The organism is Sphingomonas trueperi (assembly GCF_040545665.1).
Classification (GTDB): Bacteria; Pseudomonadota; Alphaproteobacteria; order Sphingomonadales; family Sphingomonadaceae; genus Sphingomonas; species Sphingomonas trueperi_B.
Genome location: NZ_JBEPMH010000008.1, coordinates 100989 through 115642 on the forward strand (window position 1 = coordinate 100989; position 14654 = coordinate 115642).

Below are 14654 nucleotides of genomic sequence, written 5' to 3' on the forward strand. Positions count from 1 at the left end.
GCGGATGCGCGGGCAGGTTTATTCGGCGCTGCTGCTGCTCGCGCTGGCCGGTTGTTCCGGCAATCGCGGCGGCGGCGCGCCGCCCCACGCCAAGGACCGGATCGAGGTAAAGCCCGAACTCTCCACCCTCACTTTGCCGCTGGAGGCCAATCTCGACGACCTCGCCGCCACGCTGGAGCGGGCGGTGCCGCGGCAGCTCTGGGCGATCGACAAGCCCGACCAGCCCTGCGTGCGCCCCAAGAAGCTCGATCTCGGCATCGCCAAGGTGAAGACGCCGACGATCAAGTGCCGCATCGTCGGCGAGGTGACGCGCGGGCGGATGACGATCGGCGGCCAGGGCCAGGTGATCCGGCTGGCGATGCCGCTCCACGCCGTGGTCCGCGCCGAAGACATCGGCGGCGTGCTCAAGCGCGAAACCGCGACGGCAGATGCGATGGCGCACGCGGTGATCACGCTGTCGCTCGGCCCCGACTGGAACCCGCGCGGCAAGATCGACATCGACTATGACTGGGCCAACGTCCCTCATGTCGACATCCTCGGCCAGCGGATCGAGTTCACCGACAAGGCCGACCAGAAGCTGGCGCCGGTGATCGCCAAGCTGGAGCGCGAACTGCCGGGCGAGCTGCAGAAGCTCGGCGTGCGCCAGAAGATCGACGATGCCTGGCGCTCGGCCTTCACCACGCTGTCTCTGAACCGCGAGAATCCGCCGGTATGGATGCGGGTGACGCCCAAGCAGCTGCGCTATGGCGGCTATGCCATCACCGGACGGCGGCTCGAGCTGCGGCTCGGCATGGAGGCGATCACGGAGACCTTCGTCGGCCAGAAGCCTGCGGATCCCGCCCCCACGCCGCTGCCGCCGATGCAGCCGCTGCAGGGGTCGATCGGCAAGGTCTCGCTGTTCCTGCCGGTGATCGCCGATTATCGCGAGCTGGAGCCGGTGCTGATGAAGGCGCTGGTCAAGCGCCAGGCGCGGCCCTTCGACGTGCCCGGCGTCGGCCCGGTGCGCGCGCAGTTCGAGAAGGCGACGATCTACGGTACCAAGGGCGGGCAGATGGCGGTGGGCCTGTTGTTCGCGGCGGAAGACGTGGGCGGGAAGATCGGCCGGACGCGCGGCACCGTGTGGCTGACCGCCACGCCGGTCAACCTGCCCAATTCGCGCAAGGTCGACTTCCAGAATCTCGGCGTCAGCGGCACCACCGACATGACCGGCGGCGACCTGATCCTACAGCTGATGAACGCGCCCGGCATGAGCAGCTTCATCGCCGCCGCGCTCAGCCAGAATTTCGAGCGCGATTATGGCGAGCTGCTCGGCAAGGTCAGCCGCGCGATCTCCAGCCGGCGCGAAGGCGTCCTGCGCATCGATGCCAGGCTGGAGCGCACCCGCACCGGCACGCTGCAGGCCTCGGGACGGGGGCTGTACCTGCCGGTCTGGGCCGAGGGCACGGCAACCGTGCGCCTCGCCAGCCCCGGCTCAGGCGGAGAGGAACACCACGCCCGGTAAGGCCACACCCTTGGCAGCGGTGCCGAGTTTCCCGTCCGCGCCGATCGCCAGCCGGGCGATATTGCCCGAACGCTCGTTGGCGACGAGCATCTCGCGCTCGCCTTCGCGGAGCAGGAAAAGCCGCGGCCAATGCCCGCCGCTGCCCGCGTGCTGGAGCGGGGTCAGCCCGCCGTCGCGCTGGATCGCGAACACCGCGATGCTGTCATGCCCGCGATTGGAAATGTACAGCCGCGTGCCGGCGGCGTTCACCGCGATGTGCGCGGCGGCCGAGGCGCCCGTGAAGCCCTTGGGCAGCGTCGACAGCGTCGCCAGCGCGGTGAAGCGGCCATCGGGGAGAGCGCGCAGCACCGTCACCGTGTTGGCCAGCTCGGTAACGAGATAGGCGATCGGCAGCTTCGGATGGCGGGCGATATGGCGCGGACCCGCACCCGCTTCGGTGCGATAGGCGATGCTGGTGTCGACCGCGCCGCCCGCGCCCAGCCGGTGCAGGAACACCGCGTCGGCACCGAGATCGACCGAGTGCAGCTGATTGGCGCCAGAGAAGCCCACCCAATGCGCGTGCGGGCCGGCCTGCCGCTCGCGATTGGGGCCGCTGCCCTCATGCTGGATGCGGCGCGCGTCGCCCGCTAGGCGGCCGGTGCGGTCGAGATCGAACAGCGCGACGCTGCCGCTCGAATAATTGGCGACGGCAAGGTGGCGGCCATCGGCGGAAAGCGCGGCGTGGCACGGGTCAGCGCCTAGCGTCGAGGCGGTGCCCAGCTTGGCGAGACCGGCCGTGTACACGCCGACCGCGCCCTGGGTCTGCTCGTCGAGCAGGTAGCGCATGCCCGTGGTGGCCGAGCGGACGCCGAACGAGGCGTTGCGGATCGCCGCCACCGGGGCGCCGAGCTGCCAGCCTTGCGCGCCGTGCGTCAGCGGCATCAGTCCGGGCCCGCCCTCGTTGACATAGGTGCCGGCGATCAGCCCGCCGCTGGTGCGGGCGAGCAGCGCGGTCGGGCAGGCGCCGAGCGCCATTGTGGCGCCGACCAGCGCACGGCGCGTCAGCGGAAATGCGGAGATAGTCATATCCTATTGAAGCCTTTCGGTTTCTTTGCCGTCAACGCTGAACCTTCGCCGGTCTTGCGCGCTGAACCCGATGCAACAGGGAGCTGCGTCATGACCGAAGACCCAAGCCGCCGCGATCTTCTGAAAGGTGCCGCTGCCGCCGGTGCCGCTACTGCCGCCGGACCGGCCTTCGCGCAAGCCGCGAACGGCGGACCGGCCCCCGATCCGCAGACCAAATATACCGACAGGCCCTTCCCCGAGCAGCGCCAGAAATGGCCGGCGCTCCAGCGCGAGATGCACCCGGTGCCAGATTGCGGCGAGCGCAGCTATCGCGGATCGGGCAAGCTCGCGGGGCGCAAGGCGCTGGTCACCGGTGGCGATTCCGGCATCGGCCGCGCCGCCGCGATCGCCTTTGCACGGGAGGGCGCCGACGTCGCGATCAACTATTTCCCCACCGAGGAGCCGGACGCGCAGGACGTCGCCAAGCTGCTCCGCGCCGAGGGCCGCAAGGTGGTGCTGCTGCCGGGCGACCTCACCGACCAGGGCTTTTGCGTCGATCTCGTCGGCCGCGCCCACCGCCAGCTCGGCGGGCTCGACATCCTGGTCAACAACGCCGCCTATCAGCAGTCGAAGGCGTCGATCGACGAGATCAGCTTCGAGCAGTTCGACCGGACGATGAAGACCAATCTCTACGCGATGTTCTGGATCACCAAGACCGCGCTGCCGCTGATGCAGCCGGGTTCGGCAATCATCAACACCGCCTCGGTCAACAGCTTCGCGCCCGAAAAGGAGCTGCTCGACTATGCCACCACCAAGGGCGGCATCGCGATCTTCACCAAGGCGCTGGCCAAGCAGATGGCCAAGAAGGGCATCCGCGTGAACGCCGTCGCGCCGGGGCCGATCTGGACCCCGCTGCAGGTCGCCGGCGGCCAGCTGCCGGGCGAGATGGGCAAGTTCGGTCAGGACACGCCGCTCGGCCGCGCGGGCCAGCCGGCCGAGCTTGCGCCGCTCTACGTCGCGCTCGCCTCGAACGAGTTCAGCTATACCGACGGCAGCGTGTTCGGCGCGAACGGCGGCACCGGCGCGGTGTGAGCCGCCGGGCCGTGCGGATCCTCAGTGGTTCAAGCGGAAGATGATCGGCGCATCCTGCGCGGCGCAGGCAACGCCGTCTTCCGGCCGGTAGCTGCTGGTGTAGCGCAGGCCTTTCGCCATGTTGCTGGCGGCGGCGTCGAACACGAAGGCAGGGTAGGAACTCACCACCCGCGGGGCGATCGTCTTGCCGTCGGTGGCGACGTCGAACTCGGTGCGTACCCAGCCTTCGAAGCCGAGGCGCTGGGCCGTATCGGGGAAGGCATTGCTGAGGTCGCCGGTGCTGCGGACCGCGGGCTTGAGCCCCAGCAGCGCACATTGGCGACTGGTGAGGCCGGTCTGCTCGAAGGCATGCTGGGCGGCGGCGAGATCCCCGTTCTTCGCCGCGAGGTTCGCGCGCTGGAGCTGCGCGGCCACCTTGAGCGGGTGGCGTTCGGGCAAGCCGGGCGCCGCGACCACCGCTGCGAGCAGCGCGTCGGCATCGGACGGCGCCGACGTGCGGAAACCGGGCATGGAGATCAGCAGGCGCAGCGTCGCCGCGGCCAGGGGATCGTTCTGGAATTCGGGCCGTGCCAGCAGGGCGCGCCGCCCCGCCGTGCGCCCGCGATGGCCGGCCGCCAGGTCGCTCTTCTGCAGTTCCAGATAGGCGCGTGCCGCAGGCGGTGCGCCCAGCGCCTCGCCCCATGCGGCGGCCTCGACCGCCAGCGTCTTCCGCTCGGCTTCGGGCACCACGCTGTTCTCGACCAAGGCGAGCGCTGCCGCGGTCATGCCGGGACGATCGTCCTTCGCCCTGGCAGCGGCGAGCGCGGCGCGCTCGAGCGGTGCCGCCTTGGCATCGGGCAGCGTCTTCCAGCCGGCATCCGCGACGCCCTTGCTCTCCAGCCATTCCTCGGCGGCGGCGGCGAGCGGCTGGGTCAGGTCGGGCCGCTCGCCGGCATTGGTGCAGCGCATCTCGATGCGGGTGGTCAGGCGGAACAGCAGCGGTATGGCCCGCGCTTCTTCGGGCGCCCAGGACCAGCCGCTCACTTCGCGGGCAAAGGCGATCGCCGCGGTGCGACCCGCCGGCGCATAGATCGGCAGCACGCCGGCGACATGCCCGTCCTCGGCGAGCGAGAATTGGATGATCGCCATGTCGTCGGGCTTGAGCCCGGTTTCCGGGCCGCAGGCGGGCAGCGTCATGTCGCGGGCGCGTTCGAAGGGCGACTTCTCGAAGCGCCCCGCACCGGTATAGGCGAGATAGTTGCGCGCCGATTCCGCGTCCCGATTGAGCCAGGCGGCGATCGCCAGGTCCGAACGCGTCGCCAGGTCGGAGACGCCGACCTTCATCGTCAGCCCGCCCTGCTTGCGCAGGCTGTCCTTGAGCTCGGCATAGGCTTCGGGCGCCCGGCCGGCGTTTAGCAGCGCACGAGCATATTGGGTCTGCACCGACGCCCGCGCCTTTTTATCGAAACTCGCATCGGCCAGCGCGATACTGCGCGCCTCGCTCGCGTAGCGCAGCGCCTCGCCGTCCTGGTCGAACATCGTCACCTGGCTGAGCGCCATCAGCGGCCTGATCCGGTCGGCACCTGCGGACGAATCCCGCGCCAGCCGGTATTCGGCGGCCGCGCCGCCATAGTCGAAGCGCAGCATCGCCACCTGGCCGAGCGCGAGATGCGCCTGGCGCACCTCTTCGGCAAACCCGGCGCCCTTGGTGGCGAGCACCGGCAGGCCGCGACGGATTGCCGCCTCGCCTTCCTCGGCGCGCTCGAGCTGTGCCAGGCAATAGCCCTTGCGGACGTCCACCGCCGCGCGGACGGTGGGGTTGGCCATCGCCTTGGCGTTCTTCTCGATCTCCTCGAACGTCTTCACCGCGTCCGCGCACTGGCCTTCGGCGCCCGCCTTGGTCGCCTGGTCGAACAGTTGCTGCAGTGTCGGCGCGGCACTGGATGGTTGTGGTGCTGCCTGCTGCCCGCCAACCAGCAAAAGCGCGAGAATCACCGAAGCCATTATGCTACCCCTCCCCCATAGGTGTTGTATTCCAATCATGATGCGGCGGGATTGTCGAGCAAGATGCGTGTATTGATCCGGCAACTTGGCAGGATCGCATGCTTGCCGCTTCTATTCGGCGCCGCGCCGGTGCCGTTCGGACCGCCCGAAAGCATTTTGCTGTTCGTCGCTTCCTGGTGTGCGCCTTGTCATGGCGAGCTGGCCCGACTCGACGCGATCGGCCGCGGGGCGCAACCCTTTCGCGTGCTGGTGGTGCCGTTCGACGACAGCCGCGCCACCCGCGCGATGCTGGAGCGGGTGCCGCTTGCGCAACGCTGGCAGCCCGATCGCGGCACCCAGCGCCGCCTGACGGCCGAAGTGGCCCGTCGCAGCGCGGGGCTGCCGTTCAGCCTCGCCCTCGATCGCGATGCGCAGATCTGCGCCGCCCACGCCGAAGCGCTCGACGCCAGGAGCGCCGCAGCGATCGTCGCCGCCTGCCGTCGCTAACCTCCGGTTAACCATAATCGCGAGCCGGCGATTAACCTTATCTCCTTAATAACCAAGACATTCCCAGTGCGCGATCGAAGGAGCGGGGGGCGTGTCAAGCGTAACGAAACGAGCCATGGCGGCAGGTGCCGCCATGGCGATGGCCATGCTGGCCGCCTGCGACGGCGGCGGTGGCAGCGGCGGTTCTTCCGGCGGACTGGTCTCCGCCCCGCCCAGCCCGGCACCGGCGCCGGTGGTGTCCACCGCGCTCGACGATTCGGTGCGCCTTGCCCAGCAGGCAAGCTTCGGCCCGACAGTCGCGCTGGTCGATCGCATCCGCGCGCTCGGCATCAACGCCTGGCTCGACGAGCAGTTTGCCGCGACCGGCAGTACCTATAGCGACCTCGCGGTCGACGTCCGCGCCGATTCCTGCGCCTCGGGCGACACCGCCTGCTCGACCCAGCGCTTCACCCGCACGCCGGTGGCGATGCGCTTCTATGCCGATGCGATCACCGCGCCGGACCAGCTGCGTCAGCGCGTCGCCTTCGCGCTCTCGCAGATGATCGTCGCCTCGGAAGCGGGCGTGCGCTCGACCGCAGGCATCGCCGCCTTCAACCAGCTGTTCCTCACTGGCGCCTTCGGCAATTATCGCGACCTGCTGCTCGGGGTGACGCTCAACGCCTATATGGGCGACTATCTCGACATGGCGGACAGCCGCAAGGGCACGCCGTCCGAGAATTACGCCCGCGAGTTCCTCCAGCTGTTCACCATGGGGCCGGACCGGCTGGACATGGACGGCAGCATCCAGCGCGACGCGAGCGGCGGGCCGATCCCCAACTACACCGCCGACGATATCCGCGACATCGCCCGCGCGCTGACCGGCTGGACCTATGCCAGGGTCGGCAGCGCCGCGGCAAACGACGGCCAGGCGGTCGCCTATGCCCAGCCGATGATCCCGGCGCCCGCCCGCTATGACAGCGCGGAGAAGCGCTTCCTCGGCACGGTCGTGCCCGCAGGTGCCTCGCAGCAGGCTAGCGTGACGGCGGTGGTCGACGCCGCGTTCAACAACGCCTCTACGCCGCCCTTCGTGGCGCGGCACCTGATCACCCATCTCGTCACGCCCAACCCCTCGCCTGCCTATATCGGCCGGATTGCGGCGGTGTTCGCCAACAACGGCAGCGGCGTGCGCGGGGACCTGAAGGCCGTGGTCCGCGCGATCCTGACCGATGCCGAGGCACGCGGGCCGCAGCTCTCCACGCCGGGCAAGCTCAAGGAGCCGGTACTGGCGATGACCAGCCTCGCCCGCGCGATCGGCTTCACCACCGACGGCTATGTCTTCCAGGTTCGCGACGGCACTTTCGGCCAGCCGGTGATGCGCGCGCCCTCGGTGTTCAACTTCTACCCGGACGACTTCCCGCTGCCCGGCAGCGCGACGCTGCGCAGCCCTGCCTCGAAGCTGCTGACCAGCGCCAACCAGCTGCGGCTGCACAATCTGGTCTATGACTGGACGGTGAGCGGCGACGCCGGCCGCAGCGAATATGCCGCGGTGACGACGATTGCCGGCACCTCGGGCACCGCCCCGGTCTGGGCCGATTGGGAAGCGCTTGGCGACAATGTCGACGCGATCGCGGACCGCATCGACCTGCTGCTGTTCGCCAAAGGCCTGAGCAAGACCCAGCGCGACGCGCTGAAGGCGGCGGGCACGGCGATCACCAATGCCGATCCCAAGCTGCAGGCCCGCAAGCGGGCACAGATGATGCTCTACATCGCGGCCACCAGCCCGATGTTCCTGGTCGATCGCTGAGGAATTTCCCGATGACGCTTTCCCGTCGCGATTTCGTTCGCCTCACTGCCGGCACCGGCGCGCTCGCAGCACTCGGCCAGTTCGGCCGCACCGCCGCCATCGCCGCGCCCACCGGCAGCTACCGCGCCATGGTCGGCATCTTCCTGTTCGGCGGCAATGACGGCTGGAACATGGTGATCCCCACCGATGCCCGGCACAGCACCTATCTGGCGTCGCGCGGCAGCGTCGGCATCGCGCGTTCCGCGCTGACCCCGCTGACCAACAGCGCCTATGCGCTCCACCCCGCCATGGCCGCGCTGCGGCCGGTGTGGGACGAAGGCTCGCTGGGGCTGGTGCTCAACGCCGGTACGCTGTTCGCGCCGCTGACCAAGGCGACCTACCAGTCGCGCACCGACCTCCGCCCCGCCAACCTGATGAGCCATGCCGACGAGCAGGACCATTGGCAGGGGCTGCGCGCGAAGGAGACCAGCCGCGACGGCTTCCTCGGCCGCATTGCCGACAAGATGCCGGCGGGCTCGCTGCCGCCGGTCATGTCGGTGGCGGGCTCGACCGTCGCGGTGCTCGGCCGCCAGACCACCCCGCTGATCCTGCCGAGCACCGGCGGTCTGCCCGGCCGCAGCGGCTTCACCGCCGGCAGCAGCGCCAAGAACAGCGCGATCACCGCGCTGGGCAGCAATGGCGACGGCAGCGCGATCCTCGACGGCGTCGCCCAGACGCTGACACGCAACTATGACCAGGCGGCGACGGCGAACGGCATCCTCGTCGGCACCGCGCCGACCGACGCCTACTTCGTCAACCCGACGACCGGCGCCGCGCTGACCAGCGATGTCGCGCGGCAGCTGATGGTGGTCGCGCGGATGATCGCGGCGCGCGGCACGCTGGGCCATACGCGGCAGAATTTCCTCGTCAGCCAGGGCGGGTTCGACACCCATGCCGGCCAGGTGCAGACCGGCAATACCGCCGCCGGCCTCCATGCCGGGCTGCTCGGCGACCTCGCCATGGCCATGGCGGGCTTCCACAAGGCGATGGGCTCGCTGGGACTGGCGGGCAACGTCACCAGCTTCACGATGAGCGACTTCGGCCGCACCTATCTAGGCAACGGCCAGGGCGGCACCGACCATGCCTGGGGCAGCAACCATCTGGTGATGGGCGGCGACGTCGCGCCCGGCGCGGTGCTCGGCAGCTATCCCGATCCGGTGCTGGGCGGCGCGGACGACATCACCAAGGAAGGCCGCTTCGTGCCCGGCGTGGCGCAGGAGGAATATCTCGGCGCGATCGCCCGCTGGCACGGCGTCGCCGATGCCGACCTGCCCTATGTCTTCCCCAACTGGTCGACCTGGAGCAGCGCCGGGCGCGGGCCGCTGGCGCTGTTCAAGCCCTGAAGCACGGAGGGAGGCGCACAACGCCCGCCAACGTCCGTCATCCCGGCGGAAGCCGGGATCCATTCGCCTCTACGTCGTGGCAAAAGCCTCGCAGGTGACCCCAATGGATCCCGGCTTTCGCCGGGATGACGCGGGGGGCAGTGGCTCTGCGCAGAACGCGCGTTACCGCTCCTCGTCCGGGTAGGGGCCCTTGCCGCCTTCCTGGATGAACTGGTCGGTGCGCTGGTCGATCACGGTCAGCGGCACCGATCCGAGCTGCAGCATCGCATCGTGCCAGGCGCGGATGTTGAACTTCGGGCCCAGCGCCTTTTCCGCCCGCGCGCGCGCATCAAGAAAGGCCAACTCGCCCATATAATAGCTCAGCGCCTGGCCCGGCCAGGCGATGTAGCGATCCACCTCGGTCTCGATCTCGTGGTTGCTGAGCGCGGTGTTGTCGCGCAGGAACGCCTGGGCCTGTTCGCGGGTCCAGCCCATCGCGTGGATGCCGGTATCGACCACCAGCCGCGCGGCGCGCCACATCTGGTAGCTGAGCATGCCGAACTGGTCGAACGGCGTCTCGTACATCCCCATCTCGACGCCGAGCTTCTCCGAATAGAGCGCCCAGCCCTCGCCATAGGCCGACAGGTACGTGTCGCGGCGGAAGGGCGGCAGCGCCTTGTTCTCGTTGGCCAGCGGCATCTGGAAGGCGTGGCCCGGCGCGCTTTCGTGCAGGGTCAACGCGGTGAGCTGGTAGAAGGGCCGCGACTTGAGATCATAGGTGTTGACCAGATAGACGCCCGGGCCCCCGCGGCCGCCGGTGTAGAAGGGCGCGAGATCGTCGGGTACCGGAATGATCGCGAAGCGGCGGCGCGGCAGGTGACCGAAATATTGCCCGGCCTTGCCGTCGAACTGCTTGGCCGCCCAGGCGGCGTGGTAGAGCAGCTCGCGTGGGGTCTTGGCGTAGAATTGCGGATCGGTGCGCAGGAAGTTCAGGAAGGCCGGCAGGTCGCCATTGAACTTGGCCTCGGCTTTCACCGTCATCATCTCGGCGCGGATCTTGGCCACTTCGCGCAGGCCGACGGCGTGGACCTGCTCGGCCGTCATGTCGCGCGTCACATATTCGCGGATCTTCGAGCGGTAATAGGCCTGACCGTCGGGTAGCGTCGTCGCCGCCAGCTCGGTGCGGGCGCCGGGGATGTACTCGGTGCGGAGGAAGGTGAGCAGCTTCTGGTGCGCGGGCACCACCGCCTCGCGGATCGCCGCGGCACCTTCGCGGCGCAGTTCGGCCTGTACCGCCGCGGGGATGGCACCCGGAAACTTCTTAAACGGCGTGTAGAATAGATTCTCTTCGAACGGCGCGTCGACCACCTGCGCCACGCCGATGTCGCGGCCGGTCAGCGTCACCTTGGGCGGGGTGAAGCCGCGCGCGAGGCCGGCGCGCATGTTGGCGATGTTCTGGTCGAAATAGCGCGGCATGTCGCGCAGCGTCTTGATGTAGGCGCGGTACTGGTCCTCGCGGACGAAGGCATCGCGCGCCGAACCGGCGATGTCGCTCCAGAAGCTGCTGTCCGAGTTGAGCGGCTTCTCATAGTCGCGAAAGCGCTGGGCGGCGAGCAGTGCGTCGATCTGCCCCTTGTAGACCAGATAGTCGATCCGCCCCTTGGCGCTGAGCTTCGCCGGATCGATCGCGGCGAGCGCCTGCGCGGTCGCGGTCCAGCGCGCCAGCCGCGCCGCCTGCGCCGCCGGGCCGACATCGGGCAGGCCCCCCTTTGCCGCCGGACTGTCCTCGCCCGGGCCCTGCTGGTCGACCCGCCATTTGTACTCGCTGTCGATCAGCGCCTTGAGCCGGGCATCGGCGCCGACCGGCTTGGGCGCGGGTACGGCAGCGGTAGCGAGCAGGGCGGCGGTGAGGAGGAGGATGGGCTTCATGACGTAAGGCTCGCTTCCAGCGCTAGAATGTCGGCATAGAGCTTGTCGGGGATGCGTACCCCCTCGGCAAGGCTGCGGGTGCGGGCGGCATAGCGGCGCGACGAGGGCAGCCGCGCGCCTTGCGCCGCGATACTGTCGAACATCGTCTCGGCGCGGGCGAGATGCTCGAGCACCGCATCGCCCAGGAAACCCGCCGGATCGATCGCGACGATCAGCTCGCCGCCGAGCGGGGAGGCCCCGGCGCCACCGTCCGCGGCGATCGATTCCGCGCTGGTCAGGTCGCCGATCAGCGGCCCGGCAACGAGCTCGACCATCGCCGCCAGCGCCGATCCCTTGTGTCCGCCGAAGGTGCGCATCGCCCCGTCGAGGATCGCGGCGGGATCGCTGGTCGGGCGGCCCTCGGCGTCGATGCCCCAATCCTCGGGCACGGCCTTGCCGGCGCGGCGATGGAGCTCAATCTCGCCGCGCGCGACCATGCTGGTGGCAAAGTCGAAGACGAAGGGCGGCGCGGGCGCCGGGCGCGGCCAGCCGAACGCGATGGGGTTGGTGCCGAATACCGGGCGCGTGCCGCCGGCAGGGGCGACCCAGGCATGGCTGGGGGTGAACGCCAGCGCGACAAGTCCCTCTTCGGCCAGCGCCTCCACCTCGGGCCAGAGCGCGGCGAAATGGACGACATTGTTGAGCGCCAGTGCGGCGATGCCAAAGGCGCGCGCCTTGGCGATCAGCGCGGGCTTGCCGACCGCGAACGCCAGCTGCGCGAACCCGCCCCCGCCGTCGACCCGCGCCAGCGCCCGGGCAGGCTCGGAGAGCAGCGGCACCGCATCGCGCACCACCTTGCCCTTGGCGATGGTGTTGGCCGCGACGAGCAGCCGGTAGATGCCGTGCGAGGCGCAGCCGTCGCGCTCGCCCGCGACCATCGTCTCGGCGACCGCAGCGGCATGATCCTCGGCGAGGCCCGCGGCGCGCAACACCCGGCGGGCGAGCGCGCGCACCTCGTCCAGCGTCAGCGCGACGTCGCTCACGGCTTGGCGGTGAGCAGCACGACGCCGAACACGGGGCCGGCGGTGTTGCCGTCGTGCGGCACGAAGCGGACGCGGACGCTCTTCTTGCCCTTGGTCAGCGCCTCGGGGAGCTTGTAGGTAACGTCGAAGAACTTGCCCGGCGCATCCTTCTCGCCGAGGTGCTGGGTCGCGATCTTCTGGCCGTCGACGAGGATATCGAAGTCGCGATCGCGCTCGCCGCCCCAATAGGTCGCCTGGAGGAGCAGCGGGCCGTCCTTCACCTTCATCGTGAAGTCGAACCAGCTGCCGGTACGCGCGTCGCGCCCCTGTCGCCCGCGATAGGCGACCGGATACGACGCGCCCTCGGTGCGCAGGTCATGGTCGCGCTCGGGCTGCATCTCGCCGAGATGCATCACGTCGACCGAGCGGGCGGCGACGTCCTTCAGTCGCGCCTGTTCGGCGAGGAAGGCGGCTTCCTCGTCCTTCCACTGCGCCTCGCTGAAGCGCTTGAAATAGACCGCGCTGCGGCGATCATATTGGCGATAGAAGGGCACGAAGCGCAGGTCGCCGGGACGCACCACGCCGCGCGTCTGGAAGATCGCCGACTCGGCGGTCGGCGCGAAGCTCGCGAGTAGGTCCTGCCCGACCAGCGCCGGATCGGCACCCGTCCACGGCGTCGCCGCGGCGCCAAGGTCGCCCGCCAGCACGATCGGGCCGCGCAGCACCGCGACGACGCTGTCGTCGCCCGGCGTGGCTTCGAGGCGCAGGTCCATCGGCAGCGTGATCGCCAGCGTGTCGCCCGCCTTCCAGCTGCGCGACACCAGCGCATAGCCGCGCTCGAACCGGGCACCGGCGGGCGCGCCGTTTACGGTGACGATCGCCTTGCCCGCCGCCCAGCCCGGCACGCGCAGCGCCACGGTGAAGCGCCCGGCCCGCGCCAGCCGTGCGAGCTTCAGCGTCGCGGTTCCCTCGAACGGATAGGCGGTATCGAGCACGAACTGCGCGCCCTTCGCCTTCCAGTCGATCGTCGCGGGGATGTAGAGGTTGACCAGGAAGGCGCCTTCGCCCTGCCAGAACGCCGCCTCGCCATGCTTGGCATGGCTCTCCATTCCCGAGCCGACACAGCACCAGAATTCCTCGGCCTCGGGCCCGGCGAACTCGCGCTTGGTGCCGCTCATCAGCGGGGTCATGTACGTGAAGCCGCCGGTCTTCGGGTCCTGCTGCGCCATCACGTGGTTGAGGTGCGCGCGCTCGTAGAAGTCGAACAGCGCGCCGTCGGGCTGCCAGGCATAGAGATGGCTGGTCAGCTTGAGCATGTTGTAGGTGTTGCAATGCTCGCAGGTCTGCTCGGTGATGTGCTGGGCGATGCTGTCGGGTGCCGCGAAATATTCGCGATCGGCATTGCCGCCGATGACGTAGCTGTGATGCTGCGTCACCCGTTCCCAGAAGAAGCGCGCGGCCTTGGCATCCCCCGCATCGCCGGTCAGCTCGTGGATGCGCGCCAGCCCGATCAGCTTGGGCACCTGGGTGTTGGCGTGGAAATTGGCGAGCTTGTCCTCGCCCGCCTTGAGCGGATCGAGCACGCGATCGTCGTAGAGCCGCTTGGCCACCACCATCCAGCGCGCGTCGCGGGTGCGGGCATAGAGCTCGGCGAAACTCTCGTTGAGCCCACCATATTCGCAGCCCAGCATCTGATGCATCTGCGCGTCGTTCAGTGCTGCGAACACCTTCTCGAAATAGCCGGCCAGCCCGAGCGTTACCTGCAGCGCCTGGGCATTGTTCCAGCCGGCATGGACGTCGAGCAACCCGGCGAACAGCTTGTGCACCGTGTAGAGCGGCGACCAGGAGCCGTTGAGATCGAACCCGCCCGACTTGATCTCGCCGCGCATGATCTCCTGGAAGATCACTTCGCCGTCGCTGATCTTGCCGTCGCGCTTGCGCCCGAGCGCGCCGACATAGCCGGTGCCGCGTTTCGCCTGCGCCTCGGCCAGCTCGGCGACGATATAGTCGGCGCGGCGGCGGAGTTCGGGTTCGCCGGTCTGCTGCCAGCTGAGCACCAGCGCCGAGAGATAATGGCCGAGCGTATGGCCGGCGATCGTGTCGCTCTCCCATCCGCCATAGAGTGCGCCCTTGGGCTGCAGCCCGGCATAGAGGCGGAAATTGTGGAGCAGGCGATCGGGATCGAGCCGGAGCAGATAGCGCTGGTTGACCTGCACCGCCGTGGCATAGTCGGAGGGTGCCAGCTTGATCGCGGTAAGCGGCAGCGGGTCGAGTTTCTGCGGTAGCGCGGCCGCCTCCGCCGCGCGCGCAACAGCTGGGGCGGCACCTGCGCCCGCCACGAGCAAGGCGCTTCCGGCACCTGCCAGCATTTCCCGTCGCGTACGCCGCATCGCTCGTTCCCCTCAGTAATCGTATACGATCTACGGAGGCATGGTCAGCGGGTCAAGCGCTTAGCGCTACGGCATCATATACCG

Annotated in this window: 10 protein-coding genes; 5 read left to right on the forward strand and 5 right to left on the reverse strand. The window is 69.2% G+C overall.

Annotated features, from left to right (window positions below):
• Positions 1-4: 4 nt before the first annotated feature.
• Positions 5-1501 (forward strand): DUF4403 family protein, encoded by a 1497-nt coding sequence (locus tag ABIC65_RS20805; RefSeq protein ID WP_354311302.1) that lies wholly within the window; start codon positions 5-7, stop codon positions 1499-1501.
• On the opposite strand, the gene ABIC65_RS20810 is transcribed toward ABIC65_RS20805, so the two are convergent.
• Positions 1472-2566, reverse strand: a complete 1095-nt coding sequence (locus tag ABIC65_RS20810; RefSeq protein WP_354311303.1) for a lactonase family protein — start codon at positions 2564-2566, stop codon at positions 1472-1474. The two genes, ABIC65_RS20805 and ABIC65_RS20810, sit on opposite strands and share 30 nt — an antisense overlap.
• A 90-nt stretch (positions 2567-2656) precedes the next feature.
• On the opposite strand from ABIC65_RS20810, the gene ABIC65_RS20815 reads away from it, so the two are divergent.
• A complete protein-coding gene (locus ABIC65_RS20815; protein WP_354311304.1) occupies positions 2657-3637 on the forward strand; it encodes an SDR family oxidoreductase in 981 nt (326 codons plus the stop codon).
• A 21-nt stretch (positions 3638-3658) separates the two neighbouring features.
• Here ABIC65_RS20815 and ABIC65_RS20820 read toward each other — a convergent pair whose 3' ends face one another.
• A complete protein-coding gene (locus ABIC65_RS20820) occupies positions 3659-5620 on the reverse strand; it encodes an energy transducer TonB (RefSeq protein WP_354311306.1) in 1962 nt (653 codons plus the stop codon).
• A gap of 102 nt (positions 5621-5722) precedes the next feature.
• Between ABIC65_RS20820 and ABIC65_RS20825 the strand changes: the two genes are divergently transcribed.
• From ABIC65_RS20825 to ABIC65_RS20835, 3 genes are all read left to right on the forward strand, one after another.
• Entirely contained in the window at positions 5723-6106 is a 384-nt protein-coding gene (locus ABIC65_RS20825) for a TlpA family protein disulfide reductase (RefSeq protein WP_354311308.1), read from the forward strand.
• Positions 6107-6197: 91 nt separating this feature from the next.
• A complete protein-coding gene (locus tag ABIC65_RS20830; RefSeq protein WP_354311309.1) occupies positions 6198-7889 on the forward strand; it encodes a DUF1800 domain-containing protein in 1692 nt (563 codons plus the stop codon).
• Positions 7890-7900: 11 nt separating this feature from the next.
• Positions 7901-9271: a DUF1501 domain-containing protein gene (locus ABIC65_RS20835; protein ID WP_354311311.1), complete on the forward strand. Its 1371-nt coding sequence runs from the start codon at positions 7901-7903 to the stop codon at positions 9269-9271.
• A gap of 162 nt (positions 9272-9433) precedes the next feature.
• On the opposite strand, the gene ABIC65_RS20840 is transcribed toward ABIC65_RS20835, so the two are convergent.
• The 3 genes from ABIC65_RS20840 to ABIC65_RS20850 are packed head-to-tail and all read right to left on the reverse strand — an operon-like array spanning position 9434 to position 14570.
• Positions 9434-11179, reverse strand: a complete 1746-nt coding sequence (locus ABIC65_RS20840; protein WP_354311313.1) for a DUF885 domain-containing protein — start codon at positions 11177-11179, stop codon at positions 9434-9436.
• On the reverse strand, positions 11176-12201 hold the full coding sequence (locus tag ABIC65_RS20845; RefSeq protein ID WP_354311314.1) for an Ldh family oxidoreductase: 1026 nt from the start codon (positions 12199-12201) through the stop codon (positions 11176-11178). Before ABIC65_RS20845 ends, ABIC65_RS20840 begins: the two co-directional genes overlap by 4 nt.
• Complete coding sequence (locus ABIC65_RS20850) at positions 12198-14570, reverse strand: glycoside hydrolase family 127 protein (RefSeq protein ID WP_354311316.1); 2373 nt, start codon at positions 14568-14570, stop codon at positions 12198-12200. Before ABIC65_RS20850 ends, ABIC65_RS20845 begins: the two co-directional genes overlap by 4 nt.
• Between the last annotated feature and the right edge of the window lie 84 nt (positions 14571-14654).

Bases quoted from the DNA above. Each gene is read 5' to 3' on its own strand.
- ABIC65_RS20805 (WP_354311302.1), top strand. From the start codon at position 5: ATGCGCGGGCAGGTTTATTCGGCGCTGCTGCTGCTCGCGCTGGCCGGT.
- ABIC65_RS20810 (WP_354311303.1), bottom strand. From the start codon at position 2,566: ATGACTATCTCCGCATTTCCGCTGACGCGCCGTGCGCTGGTCGGCGCC.
- ABIC65_RS20815 (WP_354311304.1), top strand. From the start codon at position 2,657: ATGACCGAAGACCCAAGCCGCCGCGATCTTCTGAAAGGTGCCGCTGCC.
- ABIC65_RS20820 (WP_354311306.1), bottom strand. From the start codon at position 5,620: ATGGCTTCGGTGATTCTCGCGCTTTTGCTGGTTGGCGGGCAGCAGGCA.
- ABIC65_RS20835 (WP_354311311.1), top strand. From the start codon at position 7,901: ATGACGCTTTCCCGTCGCGATTTCGTTCGCCTCACTGCCGGCACCGGC.
- ABIC65_RS20840 (WP_354311313.1), bottom strand. From the start codon at position 11,179: ATGAAGCCCATCCTCCTCCTCACCGCCGCCCTGCTCGCTACCGCTGCC.
- ABIC65_RS20850 (WP_354311316.1), bottom strand. From the start codon at position 14,570: ATGCGGCGTACGCGACGGGAAATGCTGGCAGGTGCCGGAAGCGCCTTG.